The sequence below is a fragment of the Moraxella bovoculi genome (assembly GCF_000988745.2).
In the GTDB taxonomy this organism is placed as follows: domain Bacteria; phylum Pseudomonadota; class Gammaproteobacteria; order Pseudomonadales; family Moraxellaceae; genus Moraxella; species Moraxella bovoculi.
The window spans coordinates 43,380-60,946 of sequence record NZ_CP011381.2 but is presented as its reverse complement, the minus strand read 5'-3'; the positions used below and the strand labels follow the sequence as shown (position 1 = coordinate 60,946).

The window sequence follows — 17,567 nt, the reverse complement described above, 5'->3', positions numbered from 1 at the left end:
TTCTTTAAAAATCCAAAATGGGAACTTAAAATAGTTATCATTTTACCATAGTCGCCAAGCCATAAAAACCGCAAAATTCATCCAAACGGCGAAATTGAGTTAAAATTTGTTATCGTTTGCAAATTTTGCTTTATTCATGGCGCGGGCATGGTATGATAAGGATGAGAGGTTGAAAAATTTTGCAAAGTAGCCAAAAATTTGTTACATTTTTTTGTGCAATGTTGTACACTAACAATAATAATCAGTGGTAATCACCTAAGGATAAACCATGACAGAAACTAACGAAAATATTGCCCATCGCATTTTGGTTGTGGACGATGACGTACGTCTGCGCACCTTATTACAAAGATTTCTAGAAGATGATGGCTTCGTCGTGCGAGTAGCGCATGATGGCAAGCAGATGGATAAGCTGATTGCGCGCGAGATCTTCTCTTTGATCGTGCTTGATTTGATGCTGCCTGATGAAGATGGTATCAGCATCTGCAAGCGCCTACGCACCGAAAATTCTGACATTCCTATCATCATGCTGACCGCCAAAGGTTCTGATGCTGACCGCATCGCAGGCCTAGAAGCGGGAGCGGATGACTATCTGCCTAAGCCATTTAACCCAAAAGAGTTGTTGGCTCGTATTAAAGCAGTCCTACGCCGCCAAAACCGTGAGCTTCCAGGCGCCCCATCACAGCAGATAGAAGTGGTTGAATTTGGCCCTTGGACACTTGATCTATCAACGCGCACCTTGAAACGCGATGGTAATGTCGTCACGCTAACCACGGGTGAATTTAGCGTATTAAAAGCATTAGTACAGCACCCAAGAGAGCCGCTAACTCGCGACAAGCTCATGAATCTGGCCCGCGGTCGTGAATGGGGTGCGATGGAGCGCTCGATTGATGTGCAGGTCTCTCGCCTGCGCCGCCTGATTGAAGATAACCCATCTCAAGCACGCTACATCCAAACCGTATGGGGCGTGGGCTATGTGTTCGTTCCAGACGGTGCGGAGAGCTAATTAATCGGCTTCACCTAAAAAAGCAGGTTATTACCTGCTTTTTATTTATTCTATTATTGCCGTTTTTGTAGTAGATAGACGCCTGCCAGCGCACTGATGATGATGGGTAACAGCGCCATGACAAATGGCGACCAATTAGCAGCCAAGGCAATAAAGCCAGTCAGATCGGTCAGATAACTAAACAAAAGCCCTGTCAATAACGCCAACACAATGCGAAGCCCCAGACCTTGGGAGCGCAGCGATCCAAATACGAATGACGATGCCACCAATACCAAGGACAGCACCGCAAAAGGTGATAGCAGCTTTTGCCAGAATTTTAACTCATGACGTGCTGATGATGAACCTTGATGATTCATGAGCTGACCATGGGCATACAGGTCAGTCAGCGACATGTCCTCAGGCTCACGGGTCAATAAATGCACATCAGTGGGCGCGATGGGTAGTGTCAGAATCTTCGCATTCTCATGGGTGCGGCTTACGCCTGATGCATTAATATTTACCACATCGATGTCTGACAGCTGCCACGAATAGCGATCATCACTGCTCTTGGCATCATACACGCCTGACGATGCGCGCATCGCCCCTGTTAGGTTGCTACTTTGATCTAGCGTATAACGCTTGGTCTCGCCAAGCACCCCATCGCTGTCGGCATAGCTGATATGGACGATGTCTTGCCCACCATCATGCTCATTCACGGACCAGTAGCCATTCACGGACACAAGCTTAGTCTCAGGGGTGCGCGTATTAATGGCTTCGGCTTTTTGGTTGGTGATGGGTAGTACGTATTGATTCACCGCAAGCGACAACACCACGAACACGCTGGCAGGGATCATCGCCCAGCTGATGATGCGATATTTGCTCACGCCCGACGCCTGCATACTCACAAGCTCGCTGTTGCCCGCCAATAGTCCCAAGCCCACAACCGCACCAAGCAGCGCGCCGGTTGGAATGAACTGCACCAAAAAATACGGCGAACGATACAGGATGAATTTGAGCGCGTCCATCACCGTATAAGTGTCGTTTAGATCCTCAAGCTCATTTAAATAAGAAAAAATTAGCTGCAACAACCACAACCCAAGCACCGCACCAAGCATCGCCAAGAATGCCGCTCGGATGACATATTTGGCTAAAATATGTGACTTCATGCCGCGCCTCCTTGACGATTTAGACGCAGTTTTGCCATCATGCGTTCATGATAATTGATGTATATCGCCACCGCAAACAGCACCGCAAGAACCACAGGATATGCCCAATCTCCAACCTTACCCTTAGCGATGGTTTCCTTCAGGGAAATCAAAATCAGCACATTCGCCACGAAGATAAATAACGCTGGAATAAGCTTTAACCATCTGCCTTGGCGCGGCTTCACCTGAGCCAATGGTGCTGCCAAAATCGCTGCAATCAAGATCAGCCATGGCAAGCTGAATCGATAACCAAGCTCAGCATGAATCTCTTGGGAACTTGGAGTTTGATTGGGCATATCCATGTTTGCAAACAAATCTTGAGTCCGCCAACCTTCGATCTTTAAGGGTTTTAGGTCTTCGTTACTGCTAGCTGCCAGACTGATGCGATATCGCTCAAATCCAATCTGGCTGTATTTCTTACTGGTGGCATCAACTTCATAGCGCCGCCCCTGATGCAGATCGAGCCGTATTACCCCATCATCAGTGTCCACTTGGGTTGCAGACTTGGCAAAGATGATGGTGTCTTTTTCAAAGATGAGTTCTTGGGGGATTCTGGTGGCGATTTCTTGTGCTTTTTGGGCATTGTCCGCTTGGTCATCTTGATGAGCGATGTCACTCATGCTGGCGGCGCTTCTAGAGTCAGGGTTTTTCGCCATTTGGATGACGATGACATCCTGTAGATACTCACGATTCTCGCCAATCTCACCGACATAGAGGTGATATTCGCCACTGCTGATGAATTTTCTTGGGGTGATGATGTCAAAGATCTCAAGGACTGATTGCTCTTGCCAGATGTTCGCTGCCTTCGCCACACCCCATGGTTTGGCGACAAGCGTGATGAATCCTTGAGCCAAAAAAGCCACCAACACAAGCGGTATGAGCAGCCGCGACACGCGCCCCCGACTGATGCCACTGGCGTTTAGTGCCGCCATCTCATGATCAGCATACAGCCGACCAAAAACAAGCATCAGCCCGATAAAAAACGACAGCGGAAAAATCAGCTCCAAAAAATAAGGCAGGTTATAGCCGATGAGCGTAAATAGCACGCCCACATCCAGCCCACCCTCTGCCGCCATGCCAAAATAGCGAATCAAACGCCCGCCAAGCAGCATCACCACCAAGAACCCAAGTACCAGGGCTGTGGTCGTAGCAACCTCGCGTATCATATAGCGGCGTAAAATCAAGACGTCATCCAAAACCAGGAAAATTAACCTCTCATTATATCAAAAAAACATGGCGAAGATTAGCGATGATGCGAGGATTTTGAGCTTCTTTTGAATGAATTTTTAAACAAAATGTTTAGGCGATTTTGGTAGTTTTGGCTTGTTTTTTGTCATTGCGCACTATATATTAAGCATGGCAAATATGCTAAACTAATCTTGTTGTAAGCCCGCTTACACCATTATTTATTCATCAACAAAACCCACAAGGAAAGATCATGTCAATTCAATTATCGGTTCATTCAGAAATTACCCTAAAAAAAGCCACCAAATCCAACCCACTACCACAGCTGGTATTCTTCGCCAACAATGAAGGCAAACTTCTTGGCAACACCCAAAGCGAACACACCGCCCGCGCAGAAAACCTTATCAAAAAATCAGGGTTCAAGGGTGAGCTGTGTGACGTGGTGAGCGATTACGCCTTATCAGATGATGGCGTAGGCATCACTATCATTGGCGCAGGCAAATCAGAAAAACTTGCCAAAAACATCCAAAAGCTTGGCGCGGCAACCTACAAAACCATCAAAAACCATAAATCAGCCGCCATCGTTTGGGGCGATGTGATTTGTCAAAAACACTTCTCACAATTTGCGCTGTCTTTATTGGCAGCCAGTTATCGCTTCGATCGTTATTTCGCCAAAAAAGCAGAGGCCGACAAATTGGCTTTCCTAAGCTTCATCAACAACAAAGACAGCCAAGACGACTATCAGGCAGCACTTGATCTGACCAAAGCCACATTCGCAGGTCAAAGCTTCGCCCGTGATTTGGTAAATGAGGCACCAAACAATCTAAATCCAGTGGCGCTTGCCAAAGAAGCCAAAAAGCTTGCCAAAGAATACGGCGATAAAGTCAAAGTAACCATCCTAGGCGAAAAAGAAATGACCAAGCTGGGCATGGGCTGCTTTATGTCGGTATCCCAAGGCTCCGACGCAGAAGGTCAATTGGTGGTCATCGAATACTACGGCAAGAACAAAAAAGGCAGCAAAAAAGCCAAGCTGGACAACCCGATCGCTTTGGTCGGTAAAGGCATTACTTTCGATACAGGTGGCATCTCACTAAAACCTGGCGCTGGCATGGACGAGATGAAGTTCGACATGGGTGGCGCTGCTGCCATGTTGGGCACTACTAAAGCAGTATGCGAAGCAGGCCTTGAGATTGATCTAGTAACAGTGCTCGCCTGCGCAGAGAACATGCCATCAGGCAAAGCCACCCGCCCAGGCGACATCGTAAATGCGATGGATGGCACGAGCGTCGAGATCCTAAACACCGATGCCGAAGGTCGCTTGGTGCTGTGCGACGCTTTGTGCTATGTTCAGGATAACTACAAGCCGCGTACCATCGTGGATGCAGCAACCTTAACAGGCGCGTGCGTCATCGCTCTAGGTAGCGTGCGTTCAGCCGTGTACAGTAACGATGAAGATACGCTATTCGCCCTAGAATCAGCTGGCGAACATACAGGCGACCTACTGTGGCAGATGCCGCTTGATGATGAATACGCAAGCCAACTAAAATCAAACTTCGCCGACCTGCAGAATATCGGTGGACGCGAAGGCGGCTCTATCACTGCAGCATGCTTCTTGCAGCACTTCATCAAAGAAGGTCAAGCATGGGCGCACCTTGACATCGCAGGCACCGCATCGCTTAGTGGTGCAAATAAAGGCGCAACAGGTCGCCCTGTACCAATGCTGGTACAATTCCTAAAATCTCAAGAAAATCAATAAACCATCCAAAGAAAACGCCCGTATGATGTGGGCGTTTTCTTTATTTTGATAATAAGCTAATCGCTGATTGCCACTATGGCAAATTAACGATGAGCGATAAAAAGCCGCTTAATCATAAGCGGCTTTTTGTTGAGCTAATTTAGACTTATTTTAGAACTTCCGCCATTGCATTGGCAACATATTCAACGTTCTTGTTGTTCAGGCCAGCGATACACATGCGGCCATTTTCAACCATGTACACCGCGAATTCATCACGTAGACGTACGACTTGCTCAGCGGTCAGACCGGTGAAGCTGAACATGCCGCGTTGCTTGGTAAAGTAGCTAAAGTCACGCTCTGGCAGCTTGGCGGTTAGAGTGTCTTGTAGTTTTTGGCGCATTTCACGGATACGGTCACGCATCTCATACACTTCGCCAACCCACTGCTCGAACAGCGCTTCATCGTTCATCACGATGTCCACGACATTGTTGCCGTGTGATGGTGGGCTTGAATAGATGCGGCGTACGGTGAATTTTAATTGACCTTGTACGCGGTCGGCTTCTTCTTTTGATGGTGCAACCACCGACAGACCACCAACGCGCTCACCGTATAGCGATAGGTTTTTTGAGAATGAGTTTGATACAAAGATCGGCAAGCCCATGTCCACAGCGCGGCGGATGGCGTACACGTCGCCTTCCATGCCTTCGCCAAAGCCTTGATAGGCGATGTCCATGAACGCGATGAGTTTTTTGTCTTTGACAATATCAAGTACCACATCCCATTGATCATTGGTCAGATCCACACCGGTTGGGTTGTGGCAGCATGGGTGCAGTAGCACCACGTCATTTTCGTTCAGACCTTTGAAGAATTCGCACATTTCATCGAATTTTACACCGATCGTCTGGGCATCATAATATGGGTATTTTGCCACTTCGATGCCAGCACCTTCAAAGATACTGATGTGGTTCGCCCATGTTGGGTTTGACACGTAGCATTTGGCATTTGGGAACCATTCATGAATGAAGTCTGCACCCACTTTTAATGCACCAGAGCCGCCTAAAGTTGCGATGGTGGCGACACGTCCATCTTTGACGATTTGGCTGTCTTTGCCGAACAATAGATCTTGGCATGCTTTTTTGTAGCCGGCCAAACCATCCATCGGCAGGTAACCACGTGGTCGTGGTGGGTTGGCGATCTGAGCTTCGGCCATTTTTACACACTCAAGCACAGGCAATTTGCCATCCTCGGTGTAGTACACGCCCACACCCAAGTTCACCTTAATGTCGGTGCGTGGGTCGTTCGCAAATTTATCCATCAACCCTAAAATCGGGTCGCCCGCATAGTGTTCAACATGATTAAACATGGCAATTTTCCTTAGGTTAGTAAAGGCCGTTAAAAACAAAGACAGTATAGCCGAAAATCCGCACCTTGTGCAGATAAATATATCAAATGCGATCTATTTTGGGTTGCTCACCAAAAATTCGTGCGCATTCTCAATCAAAAATTCTTTAAATGCCACCGCAGCAGGCGACAGCGAACGATTCTTGTGGGTGTAAAGTAAAAAATTACGCTCCACCACAGGCTCTGCGATCGGGCGCATGACCAAGCCGTTCTGCTCTACCCATTCTGCCGCATACAGCAGACACACCGTCACGCCCAGACCCATGCGCACCATGCCAAGCGCAGTCGATAAGAAATTAATCTCAAAATCAGGGTGGAAAATACGGTTCGAGATGTTCGCAGGCAGCTCATTTTGCAAAGACTTAATAAAAGGTCCGTTCAGGGTAATCAGGCGTTCGTTCAACAGATCCGCCCAGCGCACCACGTCTTTTTTGGCGAAGGGGTGCGTGCTAGGTAGTACTAGATAAAACGGTGAACGAAATAGTGTATCGGTCTTTAGGTCATCAGAATGCACACGCTCAGGCGCCACACCCAAATCCGCCTCGAGATTCTCAATGTGCTCCACCACATCATCCACAGAGCAGTCAGTTAGCGTGACCTGAATGTGCGGATGCAGCTCACAGAACTTAGCGATGAACTTAGGCATCGTCGATGCGGATAGCTGCTGTGAGACCGCCAGACGAATGTGTCCTTGGTGCAAGGACTTTAGGTTGGAGACCTTTTCATTAAGCACGGACATCTCATTGAGCACACGGCGCGCCTGCGGCAATAAGCGCATGCCCGCATCGGATAGGTGCAATTTTCGTGTGGTGCGGTCGAACAGCTTAACGTCTAAATTCTGCTCAAGCTCCTTGATCAGACCGCTTAAGGCGGATTGCGTCAGGCATAATGTCTCAGCGGCCTTTGTGAAGCTGTTCTGCTCAGCTACCAACACAAAAGCGCGCAACTGGCGCAGCGTAGTACTCACGATTATAAATCCTAGTAATATATGTATAAGTTAATATTATAAATCATAATTCGTAAGATACAAGTGTTTTAGAAAAATAAATCTGTGATTTTGGGATTTTAATGAAATAATGCCTTTTGATCTTCGCAGCCATTTAAATTCTCATACCTTAGAAGAACAGTAGAAACTTAAAAGGTCGTTAGACATTTTTTGTTACTGATTGGGGTCTCAATCTACAAACAGTAGAAATTTAAAAGGTCGTTAGACTAGTTAAGAAGCTAAGCAAATACAATCCTATCTACAAACAGTAGAAATTTAAAAGGTCGTTAGACTCTTGGCGGTAATGTCATTAATCTCATCTACAAACAGTAGAAATTTAAAAGGTCGTTAGACATAAGAGCCAATACATAAAAAGCCCTTATCTACAAACAGTAGAAATTTAAAAGGTCGTTAGACATCTTCATGGGTAGGTTTAATCTCTATATCTACAAACAGTAGAAATTTAAAAGGTCGTTAGACGTACAACCCAATAGCAGACATACTACAATCTACAAACAGTAGAAATTTAAAAGGTCGTTAGACGCTAAATCGGACAAATTTTACAGGTTTATCTACAAACAGTAGAAATTTAAAAGGTCGTTAGACTTAGCTCGTCGTCATCGCTTATTTCGTATCTACAAACAGTAGAAATTTAAAAGGTCGTTAGACGCCTAGAGCAACACCAAAAAATGACAATATCTACAAACAGTAGAAATTTAAAAGGTCGTTAGACCGCTTGGCTGGTATCGCCCAATCGCCATATCTACAAACAGTAGAAATTTAAAAGGTCGTTAGACTGATTTTGTGACAACGGCGTGGCTTACATCTACAAACAGTAGAAATTTAAAAGGTCGTTAGACGAACCATCGATTCTGATAAATAAATATTATCTACAAACAGTAGAAATTTAAAAGGTCGTTAGACAAGCAAAGAAAATGCCATCGCTCATGCATCTACAAACAGTAGAAATTTAAAAGGTCGTTAGACGAGCGAGCTTAAAACCCCAACATACATCAATCTACAAACAGTAGAAATTTAAAAGGTCGTTAGACCCATCCTTGGCAATTCCGTTTTTCTGATCTACAAACAGTAGAAATTTAAAAGGTCGTTAGACACACGAGCAGAGCATACTTACCGATAAATCTACAAACAGTAGAAATTTAAAAGGTCGTTAGACTTTTGTCTGATAACAGTTAAAAATGGATCTACAAACAGTAGAAATTTAAAAGGTCGTTAGACGAAGTGGCGCAAAAACTTTCAATGCTCATTATCTACAAACAGTAGAAATTTAAAAGGTCGTTAGACACGTCGGCAGCAATCAAGCTTACACACGATCTACAAACAGTAGAAATTTAAAAGGTCGTTAGACACCATCCGAGAAAGTAACCTGTGTTACCATCTACAAACAGTAGAAATTTAAAAGGTCGTTAGACTGGGCTTTTTGGATATAGACGTTAACGGATCTACAAACAGTAGAAATTTAAAAGGTCGTTAGACCCGTTTTGGGGTATTTTTAATGATTTTTTGAGAGATTAGCAAGTTTTTTGCACAAAAAATAATCATTTTTACCGACAAAACATGATAAATCACGCATTAAGACTGAGGTTTGCAAAGTAAATATTTGAGCGTGCTTTAGCTCTCTTATTATAACAAACCTCATCATTTTTTCCAAGACTTTTTATAAAATCAACAAATCCTCATTGCGATGTTTGGCATGGCCAAACCTTAATACTTCACGTTCTGTAAATCGAAAGATAATGACACTGTCCGCCCCTGTAAATAAAGGCTCAAATTCTGCTTTTATTTTTTCGGTGATGATATTTAAAATGCGTTCGCTGTTTTGGATTTCATACACCGAATATTGCAATCTATCGCCATATTGCATTAAAAATTTGGCAAATCGTCCACGCACTTTATTATCACTGATATCATAACTGACGATTATCATACATCTTCTCCATTTGCTTGTATGTCAAAGCTTGGCAACATCAAAACCAATTCATCAAACGCCATATCTTTATCAGCATATTTCATATAGGCACGATAAAAATCCCTGATATAAACAAATATTGGCACTTTATGGGCGATGATTGCCTGCATTAAAATGGCGTTATAAATTCTTTGATGTTCAGTTTTTAGTTGGTATTGCATTTTTATTTGATTAAAATGCTCTGTTTTAAATTGCCCAAGATTAAATGATGTTAATACCTGCTTATCCACGATACAGCGAAATGGTTCAACCAAATCACATACCAGAGATTTTCTTTTATACCAAAGCTGATGAAGCATGCCTTTATAAACATCAAAACCAAATAATCTCAAATTTATCTCTATATAATTAAATAATAGCGTATAGCCCATATCCAGAACAACATTAACAGGGTCTATTTTTAGGCGTGGTTTTCTGCCTTGCCAAGAGGTATGTTTTAATTGCCCAAAATGATATTTAAAATAACTTTTGGCAATATTGCCCTCTATGCCCATTAACTCATCCAAACGTTTGGTTTGATCAATCTGTCTTTGATAATCAGCCAATGTCTCTATCATTTGGCGTAATTCATCGTCTTTTTTACGAATGCCTTTTAATAAAGTGATAGAATTATTGGCTTTTTGTTCTATGAAATGTTTGGCAAAATTCAAGGCTTGATTATCGCCAATGGCATATTGCCTTTGTCTTAATAGATAATTTGCCTCACCAAAAGAGCTGACAAATAAAATCGGTCTTAATCTTGAATTTAATAAAATCAAGGCAATGCCATATTTTTGACAAAATTCAATCAACACATTGGTCAGCGTACAATACCCAATAATCATCAGAGCCATGGCTTTATGGCGGGTGATTTTGGTTAATGTCTCATCGCTGTCTTTGTTTTTGATGATGATATTGCCTTGCGAGATACAAAGATGATAGCCGCCCTCCAAGTTATTTAATAATATCATCTGTTTTTCTTTGATGTCCGAAATGCTAAGCATAGATTGTCCTTATTTAGTCCGTCTTATCACACAAAGGCTGATAAATACAATGAGTGCATTTATTGGCATTAATGTAAATATCATCAGTCATGGGATTATAATGGCGTATCTTATACAAATGATTTTCAAACCAATCAATAATCTTATCATCAGGCAAAGCCAAAGCATGGCTTTTATTATCCGTCATCGAATAAAAACCCAAATAATCCACTTCAAACCCCATTTCTATCAAACAAAAATACTGGGCATAAAGCTGCAATTTATAACCATCATAAATCGTTTTAATCGTGCGTTTGCGTTCGATGAGTTTTTTGCTATCGGCAAAATATTGGTCAATTTTACCTGTCAAGCCATATTTATCCGAATGCACCGCCATGGCAGTGATAACGGTCTTTTTGGTGCTGTATGTGCCATTATCCACGCCCTTATGAGCGATTTTGCCTTTGACTTGTGGCGTATCATGATATGTATCATCGTCCAATGTCTGATAGACGTTATGTAGATAAATAGAATAGGGACAAAAAATAAAATCATTTAATTGACTGATGTTTAATGTATGATATTCCATGCCATCTCCCAAATAAAAAGCCCAGCCGAAACTGAGCTTTTAGCGATTAGCGGTTTTGAGCGAAGTTTAGCCATGTTTGATTATCAATGGCAAGTTTGACTTTATTCAAATCATCGCTGTCTTTTAGTTCATTTAATAGCCATAAGCCCTTTAATGCGATATGATATGCCCCATTGGCGTCCGCATTTTGTGGCTGTGTGTCATCCGCCAATGCCGAATTAAAAAACACACCCCCATCATTTGCCACAGGCGATAAAATAAAATCTTCATCGCTACTGGCGTTACTATATCGTAATGCAAGCAATGTCTTTAATAGATACATCAGCGATTTATGAAATTCTTTGTCGTTATTTTGGCAAATGTCCATGACCAAATTTGGCTGTTTGTCATTGATGTGATGACGAGCAAATAGCGATTTTAATTCATCATTAACATTAATACCCTTGGTCGCTCCTTTATTTTGATTGGCGGTTTTGTCATACACATAACGTTTATCGCCATGCGAGCAAATCGTCCATGTTTGGCGAGAGTTTTTGGCTTTGTCAGTAAATTTGGCATAATCAATATGAAATTCAAAATAATCCTTATCTGCGTTATAACAAATCTTATCAAATTTACCAAAAAACGCTTGCGACTGAGCGATATTTTCATAACGTGGTTTTAACAAATCCACAAAGCCCGTTTCAGGGTCTATTTTACTGGTATTCCATGCAGGCACATAGAATAAAAAGCCTGTTTGTTTGCCAATGTTTTTTAGATCAGTAAAATTATTGGTCAATTGCAGGGCATTTTTGTATGAGCCAATCTCATCATCTGCCTTATCTTTTAATACCAAATGGTTTAGCTTTTTGATTAAGGCGTTTTCAAAGTTTTGGTAAATTTGTTTTTCCACCTTAAAGCGACCACGCTTAAACCCAAAATTTAAATCCTCTAACACCACAATGGCATTATATTTAAGCATAAGCTGGCTGATTTGATGTACCACATGGCTTAGATAGCCCGATTTTAGCTCTTTTATGGTCTCAATCTCACCCCAACCGACACGAGCATTTAGGCGTTCTATTTCTCTCTTGTCCAGTATTTTATGATAAGGCGTGGTCATTTGTGTACCATTTGCCGATGCGGTAGTGATGTCATTGAGACTACGCTGTTCTAAGATTTCACCTTTGCTATTAATCACGGTCAGATATAGCAAATGTCGCTCTCCACGGTCTATGCCTATGACATTCACCTCATCATATTGCTGTATGCTTTGATTAACTTTTTTATTAAATTCTTTAATCGTCATGCCCTGCACACCAAAATTCATGGTAATAGGCACATGTAGCATAAACTTATCTTGGGTATAGCGTTTATCTTTGATGATGTCATAGACAAATTGACGCTTTTTTGGATTATCAGGATTTTTATTTTCTAATACCTCGCCTGCACGATGAATGGTGGTTTCATTCACATCCAAAGACGCCTTACGATAAAATATCTGTGCCTCGCCATTTAATTTATAAATTGGATCGGCAAGGTTATCTTCGCTAAACAACGCCTTAAAATACAAAGTATGCAAATTGGGCTTACCGTGAGCCTTGGGCGAAAAATCCTTATTATAAATCTGGAATAAATACAACTTACCTTGTTCAACCAACTCGTCAATATAATCGGCGTTGATATTACAAAAACTGATTTTATAATTCAGTCTACGAGTTTCAATCTCTGTAAATAATTCATTTACATCAACATAACAACCAATATCTTGCAATTTTTTAGAAAATTCAAACGATTCTTCCCACTCTTCGTGCTTGCACATAGATTCGTAATAATAACGCACTAGGTCTTTCTTGAATTTTGGGTGGTTATTATAAAAATTTTCTTTTTTCCTATTGTCATTCGAATCTATTTTTTTATAGATATTATATTGATCTACAAGATCCTGACTTGGATTGTATCGCTTGAATTCCCCAATAAAAAAATCTTCCATTTCTAACTTTGGTTTACTACTAAATATCCCATTTATCTTATCAAACAAATCTTTCTCTGATATGGGAACCTCTCTACCTTTTTTATCCTTTTTAAACAACTGAATATCACCAATAGCCCCCTCAAATTTTTTATCATATTTCGGATGTATTTTTAAACATTCAAGAATAAATCTATATAATTTTAACCTTTCATCATCAGAACGTTGCCTGCCTTTATCCTTGATTTCCACCAATTCTTTTGAAGGGTGATAGTTAATAGCAATAGCCTCTTTGGAAAAAAACACCTTGGGAAATTGTTTTCTTACCTCTAGATACTTATAAACCATTTTTTGATAAATACTTTTGCCTGTATTTGGAGCATTATCAAATACTTTTTTATGAGCTTTATCTAATAACGCCAAATAATAACAGCCGTCTTTTTGTAAGATAACCCCAAAATTATCTTTTTCTTTATTCAAATCCCACCCGTTTAATAATGTCGGATTGCCAAAGTTTAATTTATATTTTTCGGTGCTAAATGGCTTTTGCGACAGATAATCACGCACTTTGTTATAAAGCGTGGGAATCTTGGCAAGCTCATCATACAACACCCCAAACTCACCATAAAAATTGCCGTCTTGGTTGTCTAGCGTGGTTTTGGTCGTTAATAACTTGGCAAAATGCGCCACGTTTAGGGCGTTGTCTAGCAGCTCTTTTAGCTGTCTTAACTGCGTCATTTCAGGGTTTTTGCCTGACTTAATTTTGGGCAATGCTCGCTCGCCTGCTGGACGTTCACGCTCCAAAAAACCCTTAATGGTGCTGTGGTTGTTGTGTATTTTTTGGATTGGATTATCCACGCCTGCCAGACCGTGTTTGAAATACTGTCCAAGTTTGCCCGCCTGCACAGACTCATCATCATGCCTAGCAGTATGATGCTCTATCGCCTGCTCAAGGCTTGCCAAGGAATGCACGCCTTTGATGAATTTGTCTTTTTCTTTAGTCAGTTTTGCTTTGGCATTGTCGGTTTTGGCTTTGGCAAATCTCTCATTAAACTCTGGATTCACCACATCCACATAATAGCCGTCCAGCACCCGACCCAACAAGGCAAAATCACCAAATGCCTGCTTGGATAGTTCATTTAAATTTTTATGCTCAACATAAATGCCGTCCTTTTGATGGTCATCAAACCCATCAAACAAGCTTTGCACCTTGGCAAAAACATCAGTATAATGGCGGTAAAATTCATTGACCGCTTGACACATCTCGCTATCATCAGCAAATTTGCTTGGCAAAAATGACACACCCATGCCGTCGCTTAGGATTTGTTTGTGTAGGGGGCGTAATTTGGCGATACGTTCGGATTTGTGGCAAATTTGATTGTGCTTATTCGTATAACCATTCACTTCACCTATTATCCTATTATAAGCCGTGATACCCTCTTGGGTTAAAAGCTTGTGATAGCCGTCCAGATGACTTGCCAGCGACACATCCAAGCCACTCGCAGTCAGCTCATTTATAATCTGGTCATACAACGCCGAGTGCTTTTGTTTGATGGTTGTCAGTATTTGTAGGTTGTCAATAAAACGTGGCAGGTTTTCATGTATCAGACGATAGGCAATGGCGGTGTGTTTATCCTCATCGCTGTACATGTTTTTGCGGTTATCATGAAAACCAGTAAAGTAAGTGCTAAACTTCTCAAAATGGGCAAGGTGAGCAAGCTTTGGCGATGACTTACCCTCTTGGGCGATGACAAATTTTGCCAAATCACCAAGCTCTTTGCCGTCCTTAAAGAGCTTTGCCCCAAACAAGCGGTCATGACCCGCCTTGTATTTTCCGCCATTACCGATGGGCTTCACACTCTCTTTTCTTAAAACTGCTTGCAAGTCCTTTAGCTGTTTTTGCAATTCATCGTCTTTGGGATTTTTTCTAAATTTTAAATACACATCATAAAATTCTGCCAGCTTAGTTAGCTTAACTTCGCCCATCATATCAGCGATAAAATCACGATGATAATCGTCGAGTATCACCTTCACCTTTTGGTACATGTCCGCCATGGTCTCATCTTGGCTCAAAAAGTTTTTGGCATGGATATGCTCTAATGTCCTGCCAATGGGCTTTAATTCAAAACGCACGGTTTTTGATAAGGGATATAAATGGGTAAAGTCTTGAAACAACATAAAAATCTCCGTTTGGTGGTGGCTAGGTGCTGTTTTGGTACAGTTGTATCTTATGAAAGGCGATTTGTCTTGTCAATATTTTTTATGAGAATATACTATATGATAAAAATATCATTTTATGACGTGTTGTGTTATAATTTTAGCCGTCTAACGACACCACTAATTTCTACTGTTTGTAGATTGAGAATATGCAAAAAGTTAAAAAATATCAATGATTTGATTGAAGCTACCAAATAGATAACATCGAACTTCAAAGTATTTATTATTCAACCAAATACCGTCAGCCAATAAAAAACCGACTTCCTAAGAAATCGGTTTTTGATGGTTTTTATATTAGCCCTTGTAGGCGTATTTTGGATCGACTGCTGCGGTAAATAGCACGTCAGTTGATGAGTTTAGCGCGGTCTCCGCCGAGTCTTGTACGACACCGATGATGAAGCCGATCGCCACCACCTGCATGGCGATGTCATTAGGAATGCTGAACAAACTACACGCCATCGGAATCAGTAGCAATGAACCGCCTGCCACGCCTGATGCGCCACACGCTGCCAAGCTACCAATGATGGCAAGCAATAACGCCGAACCGAACGATACATCCAGACCCAACGTATGCGCCGCTGCCAGGGTCAACACGTTAATGGTGATCGCCGCACCCGCCATGTTAATCGTCGCGCCCAGCGGAATGGTCACCGAATAAGTCTCTTCATTCAGACCCAGCTTACGCGCAAGGTTCATGTTGACAGGAATGTTGGCTGCTGATGAACGCGTAAAGAACGCCGTCACGCCCGACTCACGCAGACAGGCCAATACCAGTGGGTATGGGTTTTTACGAGTAATTGCAAGCACGATAATAGGGTTCGCCACGAGCGCGATGAACAGCATACAGCCCACCAATACCATTAGTAGATGACCGTAGCCCAGCAGTGCATCCAGACCAGTTTCAGCGACGGTCGCCGCCACCAGACCAAAGATACCAATCGGTGCAAAGGCAATCACCCACTTCACCACGTTGGTGATGGCAGCACTTAGGTCTGTTGCGACTTGGCGTGTGGTCTCACTCACATGGCGAAGCGCCAGACCAATTAGCACCGCCCACGTCAAGATGCCCATGTAATTGGCTTCTGCCAATGACTTAACAGGGTTCGCCACCAGATTCATGAGCAGCGTGGTCAGTACTTCTTTTAGGTCCTGTGGCGGTGTCTGTTCGATGTTCTCTGCTGCCACCAGTACAAGCTCCGTTGGGAAAGTAAAACTCGCCACCACAGCCGTCAGTGCCGCGGTAAAGGTGCCAAATAGATACAGAATAAAAACTGGCTTGATACGAAGATCGCCACCGCCACGATAAGACGTCACCGCCGCAATCACCAGTACAAACACCAAAATCGGGGCAACCGCTTTTAGCGCGCCCACAAAAATCGCACCCAAAATACCAACAGAAATACCTACAGACGGCAACAGCGCGCCCACAATCGCACCTAAAATCAGCGCCGCGATGATCATCGGCACCAATCCGGCTTTAAGGTATGCATTCACCAACGAGCGCATACAGACTCCTAAATTGTTAAATAATGATTGATAATGCTTAAAATTTAATTAAAAATTGTTCTACTATACCACTTTTATCGCCCATAAATCTAGCATTTTTGCAATATTGGAAACAAAGTCTTTACATCTGAGTAAGTTTTAAGACCATAAAAGCTGCATTAATTATAGTCGATTTCTCGCATTCAATTCATGTAAAATAGTTGCCCTAAGCCAAACCAACAGTCATATCAGCACAAAAAAACGCCCGCCAAGGACGCTTTTATATAGCAGCTGCATTCAGATCAAAGCAGTATCTGATACCAAGATGCCATTATTATCAGCATAGACGTATGCGCCATCTTTGATGCTAACCCCGCCAAAATTTAGCGTCACGCCTGTCTCACCGATGCCTTTGCGGGTGGATTTTTGGGGAATGCAGCCGAGCGCATGCACACCCAAATCCAGCTCGGTCAACGCATCGACATCACGCACACAGCCATAGACGATCACGCCTGCCCAACCATATTTGACCGCGCTCTCAGCGATCATGTCACCAAGCAGCGCACAGCGCATCGAGGCACCACCATCTACGACGAGCACCTTGCCAGCACCATCGGTCGCAAGTAGCTCTTTGACACGTGAATTATCCTCGAAGCACTTGACCGTAACTGCCTGCCCGCCGAATGCTTTTTTGCCGCCAAAACTACGGAAAAACTTCCCATCCATGCTTGGGCTGACCACCTGAATGTCTTTATCCGCATTATCATCCAACAGGTCACAGGTTACAAATTCGCTCATTTTTTACTCCTTGTTCAATGATGATAAGCCTAACGATTGGCTTTAACGGATATAATCTCACCAAAAATAGCATTCTCGCCCT

12 protein-coding genes and 1 CRISPR repeat array are annotated in these 17,567 nt (G+C 42.7%); of the genes, 2 read left to right on the top strand and 10 right to left on the bottom strand.

What is annotated here, in order from left to right; genetic code table 11:
• The first annotated feature begins 268 nt into the window (after positions 1-268).
• Entirely contained in the window at positions 269-1,003 is a 735-nt protein-coding gene (gene ompR / locus AAX10_RS00250; protein WP_036363656.1) for an osmolarity response regulator transcription factor OmpR, read from the top strand.
• A 53-nt stretch (positions 1,004-1,056) separates the two neighbouring features.
• On the opposite strand, the gene lptG is transcribed toward ompR, so the two are convergent.
• Both lptG and AAX10_RS00240 read right to left on the bottom strand, forming a co-directional pair.
• On the bottom strand, positions 1,057-2,148 hold the full coding sequence (gene lptG, locus AAX10_RS00245) for an LPS export ABC transporter permease LptG (protein ID WP_046697658.1): 1,092 nt from the start codon (positions 2,146-2,148) through the stop codon (positions 1,057-1,059).
• Complete coding sequence (locus AAX10_RS00240) at positions 2,145-3,371, bottom strand: LPS export ABC transporter permease LptF (RefSeq protein ID WP_226997780.1); 1,227 nt, start codon at positions 3,369-3,371, stop codon at positions 2,145-2,147. Before AAX10_RS00240 ends, lptG begins: the two co-directional genes overlap by 4 nt.
• Positions 3,372-3,625: 254 nt before the next feature.
• On the opposite strand from AAX10_RS00240, the gene AAX10_RS00235 reads away from it, so the two are divergent.
• Positions 3,626-5,128 carry a leucyl aminopeptidase gene (locus tag AAX10_RS00235; RefSeq protein WP_046699515.1) on the top strand — a complete coding sequence of 501 codons (1,503 nt, stop codon included), beginning with the start codon at positions 3,626-3,628 and terminating at the stop codon, positions 5,126-5,128.
• A 145-nt stretch (positions 5,129-5,273) separates the two neighbouring features.
• Here AAX10_RS00235 and AAX10_RS00230 read toward each other — a convergent pair whose 3' ends face one another.
• From AAX10_RS00230 to rraA, 8 genes are all read right to left on the bottom strand, one after another.
• Complete coding sequence (locus AAX10_RS00230) at positions 5,274-6,470, bottom strand: amino acid aminotransferase (protein ID WP_046699514.1); 1,197 nt, start codon at positions 6,468-6,470, stop codon at positions 5,274-5,276.
• A gap of 93 nt (positions 6,471-6,563) precedes the next feature.
• On the bottom strand, positions 6,564-7,475 hold the full coding sequence (locus AAX10_RS00225) for a LysR family transcriptional regulator (protein WP_036363671.1): 912 nt from the start codon (positions 7,473-7,475) through the stop codon (positions 6,564-6,566).
• A 148-nt stretch (positions 7,476-7,623) separates the two neighbouring features.
• Positions 7,624-8,990: a CRISPR direct-repeat array (repeat unit 36 nt; unit sequence ATCTACAAACAGTAGAAATTTAAAAGGTCGTTAGAC).
• A gap of 181 nt (positions 8,991-9,171) precedes the next feature.
• Entirely contained in the window at positions 9,172-9,441 is a 270-nt protein-coding gene (gene cas2 / locus AAX10_RS00220; RefSeq protein WP_029104087.1) for a CRISPR-associated endonuclease Cas2, read from the bottom strand.
• On the bottom strand, positions 9,438-10,466 hold the full coding sequence (gene cas1, locus AAX10_RS00215; RefSeq protein WP_080946947.1) for a type V CRISPR-associated endonuclease Cas1: 1,029 nt from the start codon (positions 10,464-10,466) through the stop codon (positions 9,438-9,440). Before cas1 ends, cas2 begins: the two co-directional genes overlap by 4 nt.
• Positions 10,467-10,479: 13 nt before the next feature.
• Positions 10,480-11,034, bottom strand: a complete 555-nt coding sequence (gene cas4 / locus AAX10_RS00210; protein ID WP_080946946.1) for a type V CRISPR-associated protein Cas4 — start codon at positions 11,032-11,034, stop codon at positions 10,480-10,482.
• 46 nt (positions 11,035-11,080) lie between these two features.
• Positions 11,081-15,163, bottom strand: a complete 4,083-nt coding sequence (gene cas12a / locus AAX10_RS00205; protein ID WP_080946945.1) for a type V CRISPR-associated protein Cas12a/Cpf1 — start codon at positions 15,161-15,163, stop codon at positions 11,081-11,083.
• Between the two features lie 333 nt (positions 15,164-15,496).
• The gene (gene sstT / locus AAX10_RS00200; protein ID WP_046699513.1) at positions 15,497-16,708 is read right to left on the bottom strand and encodes a serine/threonine transporter SstT; all 1,212 of its coding nucleotides are present in this window, start codon (positions 16,706-16,708) and stop codon (positions 15,497-15,499) included.
• 276 nt (positions 16,709-16,984) lie between these two features.
• The gene (gene rraA, locus AAX10_RS00195; RefSeq protein ID WP_046697653.1) at positions 16,985-17,485 is read right to left on the bottom strand and encodes a ribonuclease E activity regulator RraA; all 501 of its coding nucleotides are present in this window, start codon (positions 17,483-17,485) and stop codon (positions 16,985-16,987) included.
• Between the last annotated feature and the right edge of the window lie 82 nt (positions 17,486-17,567).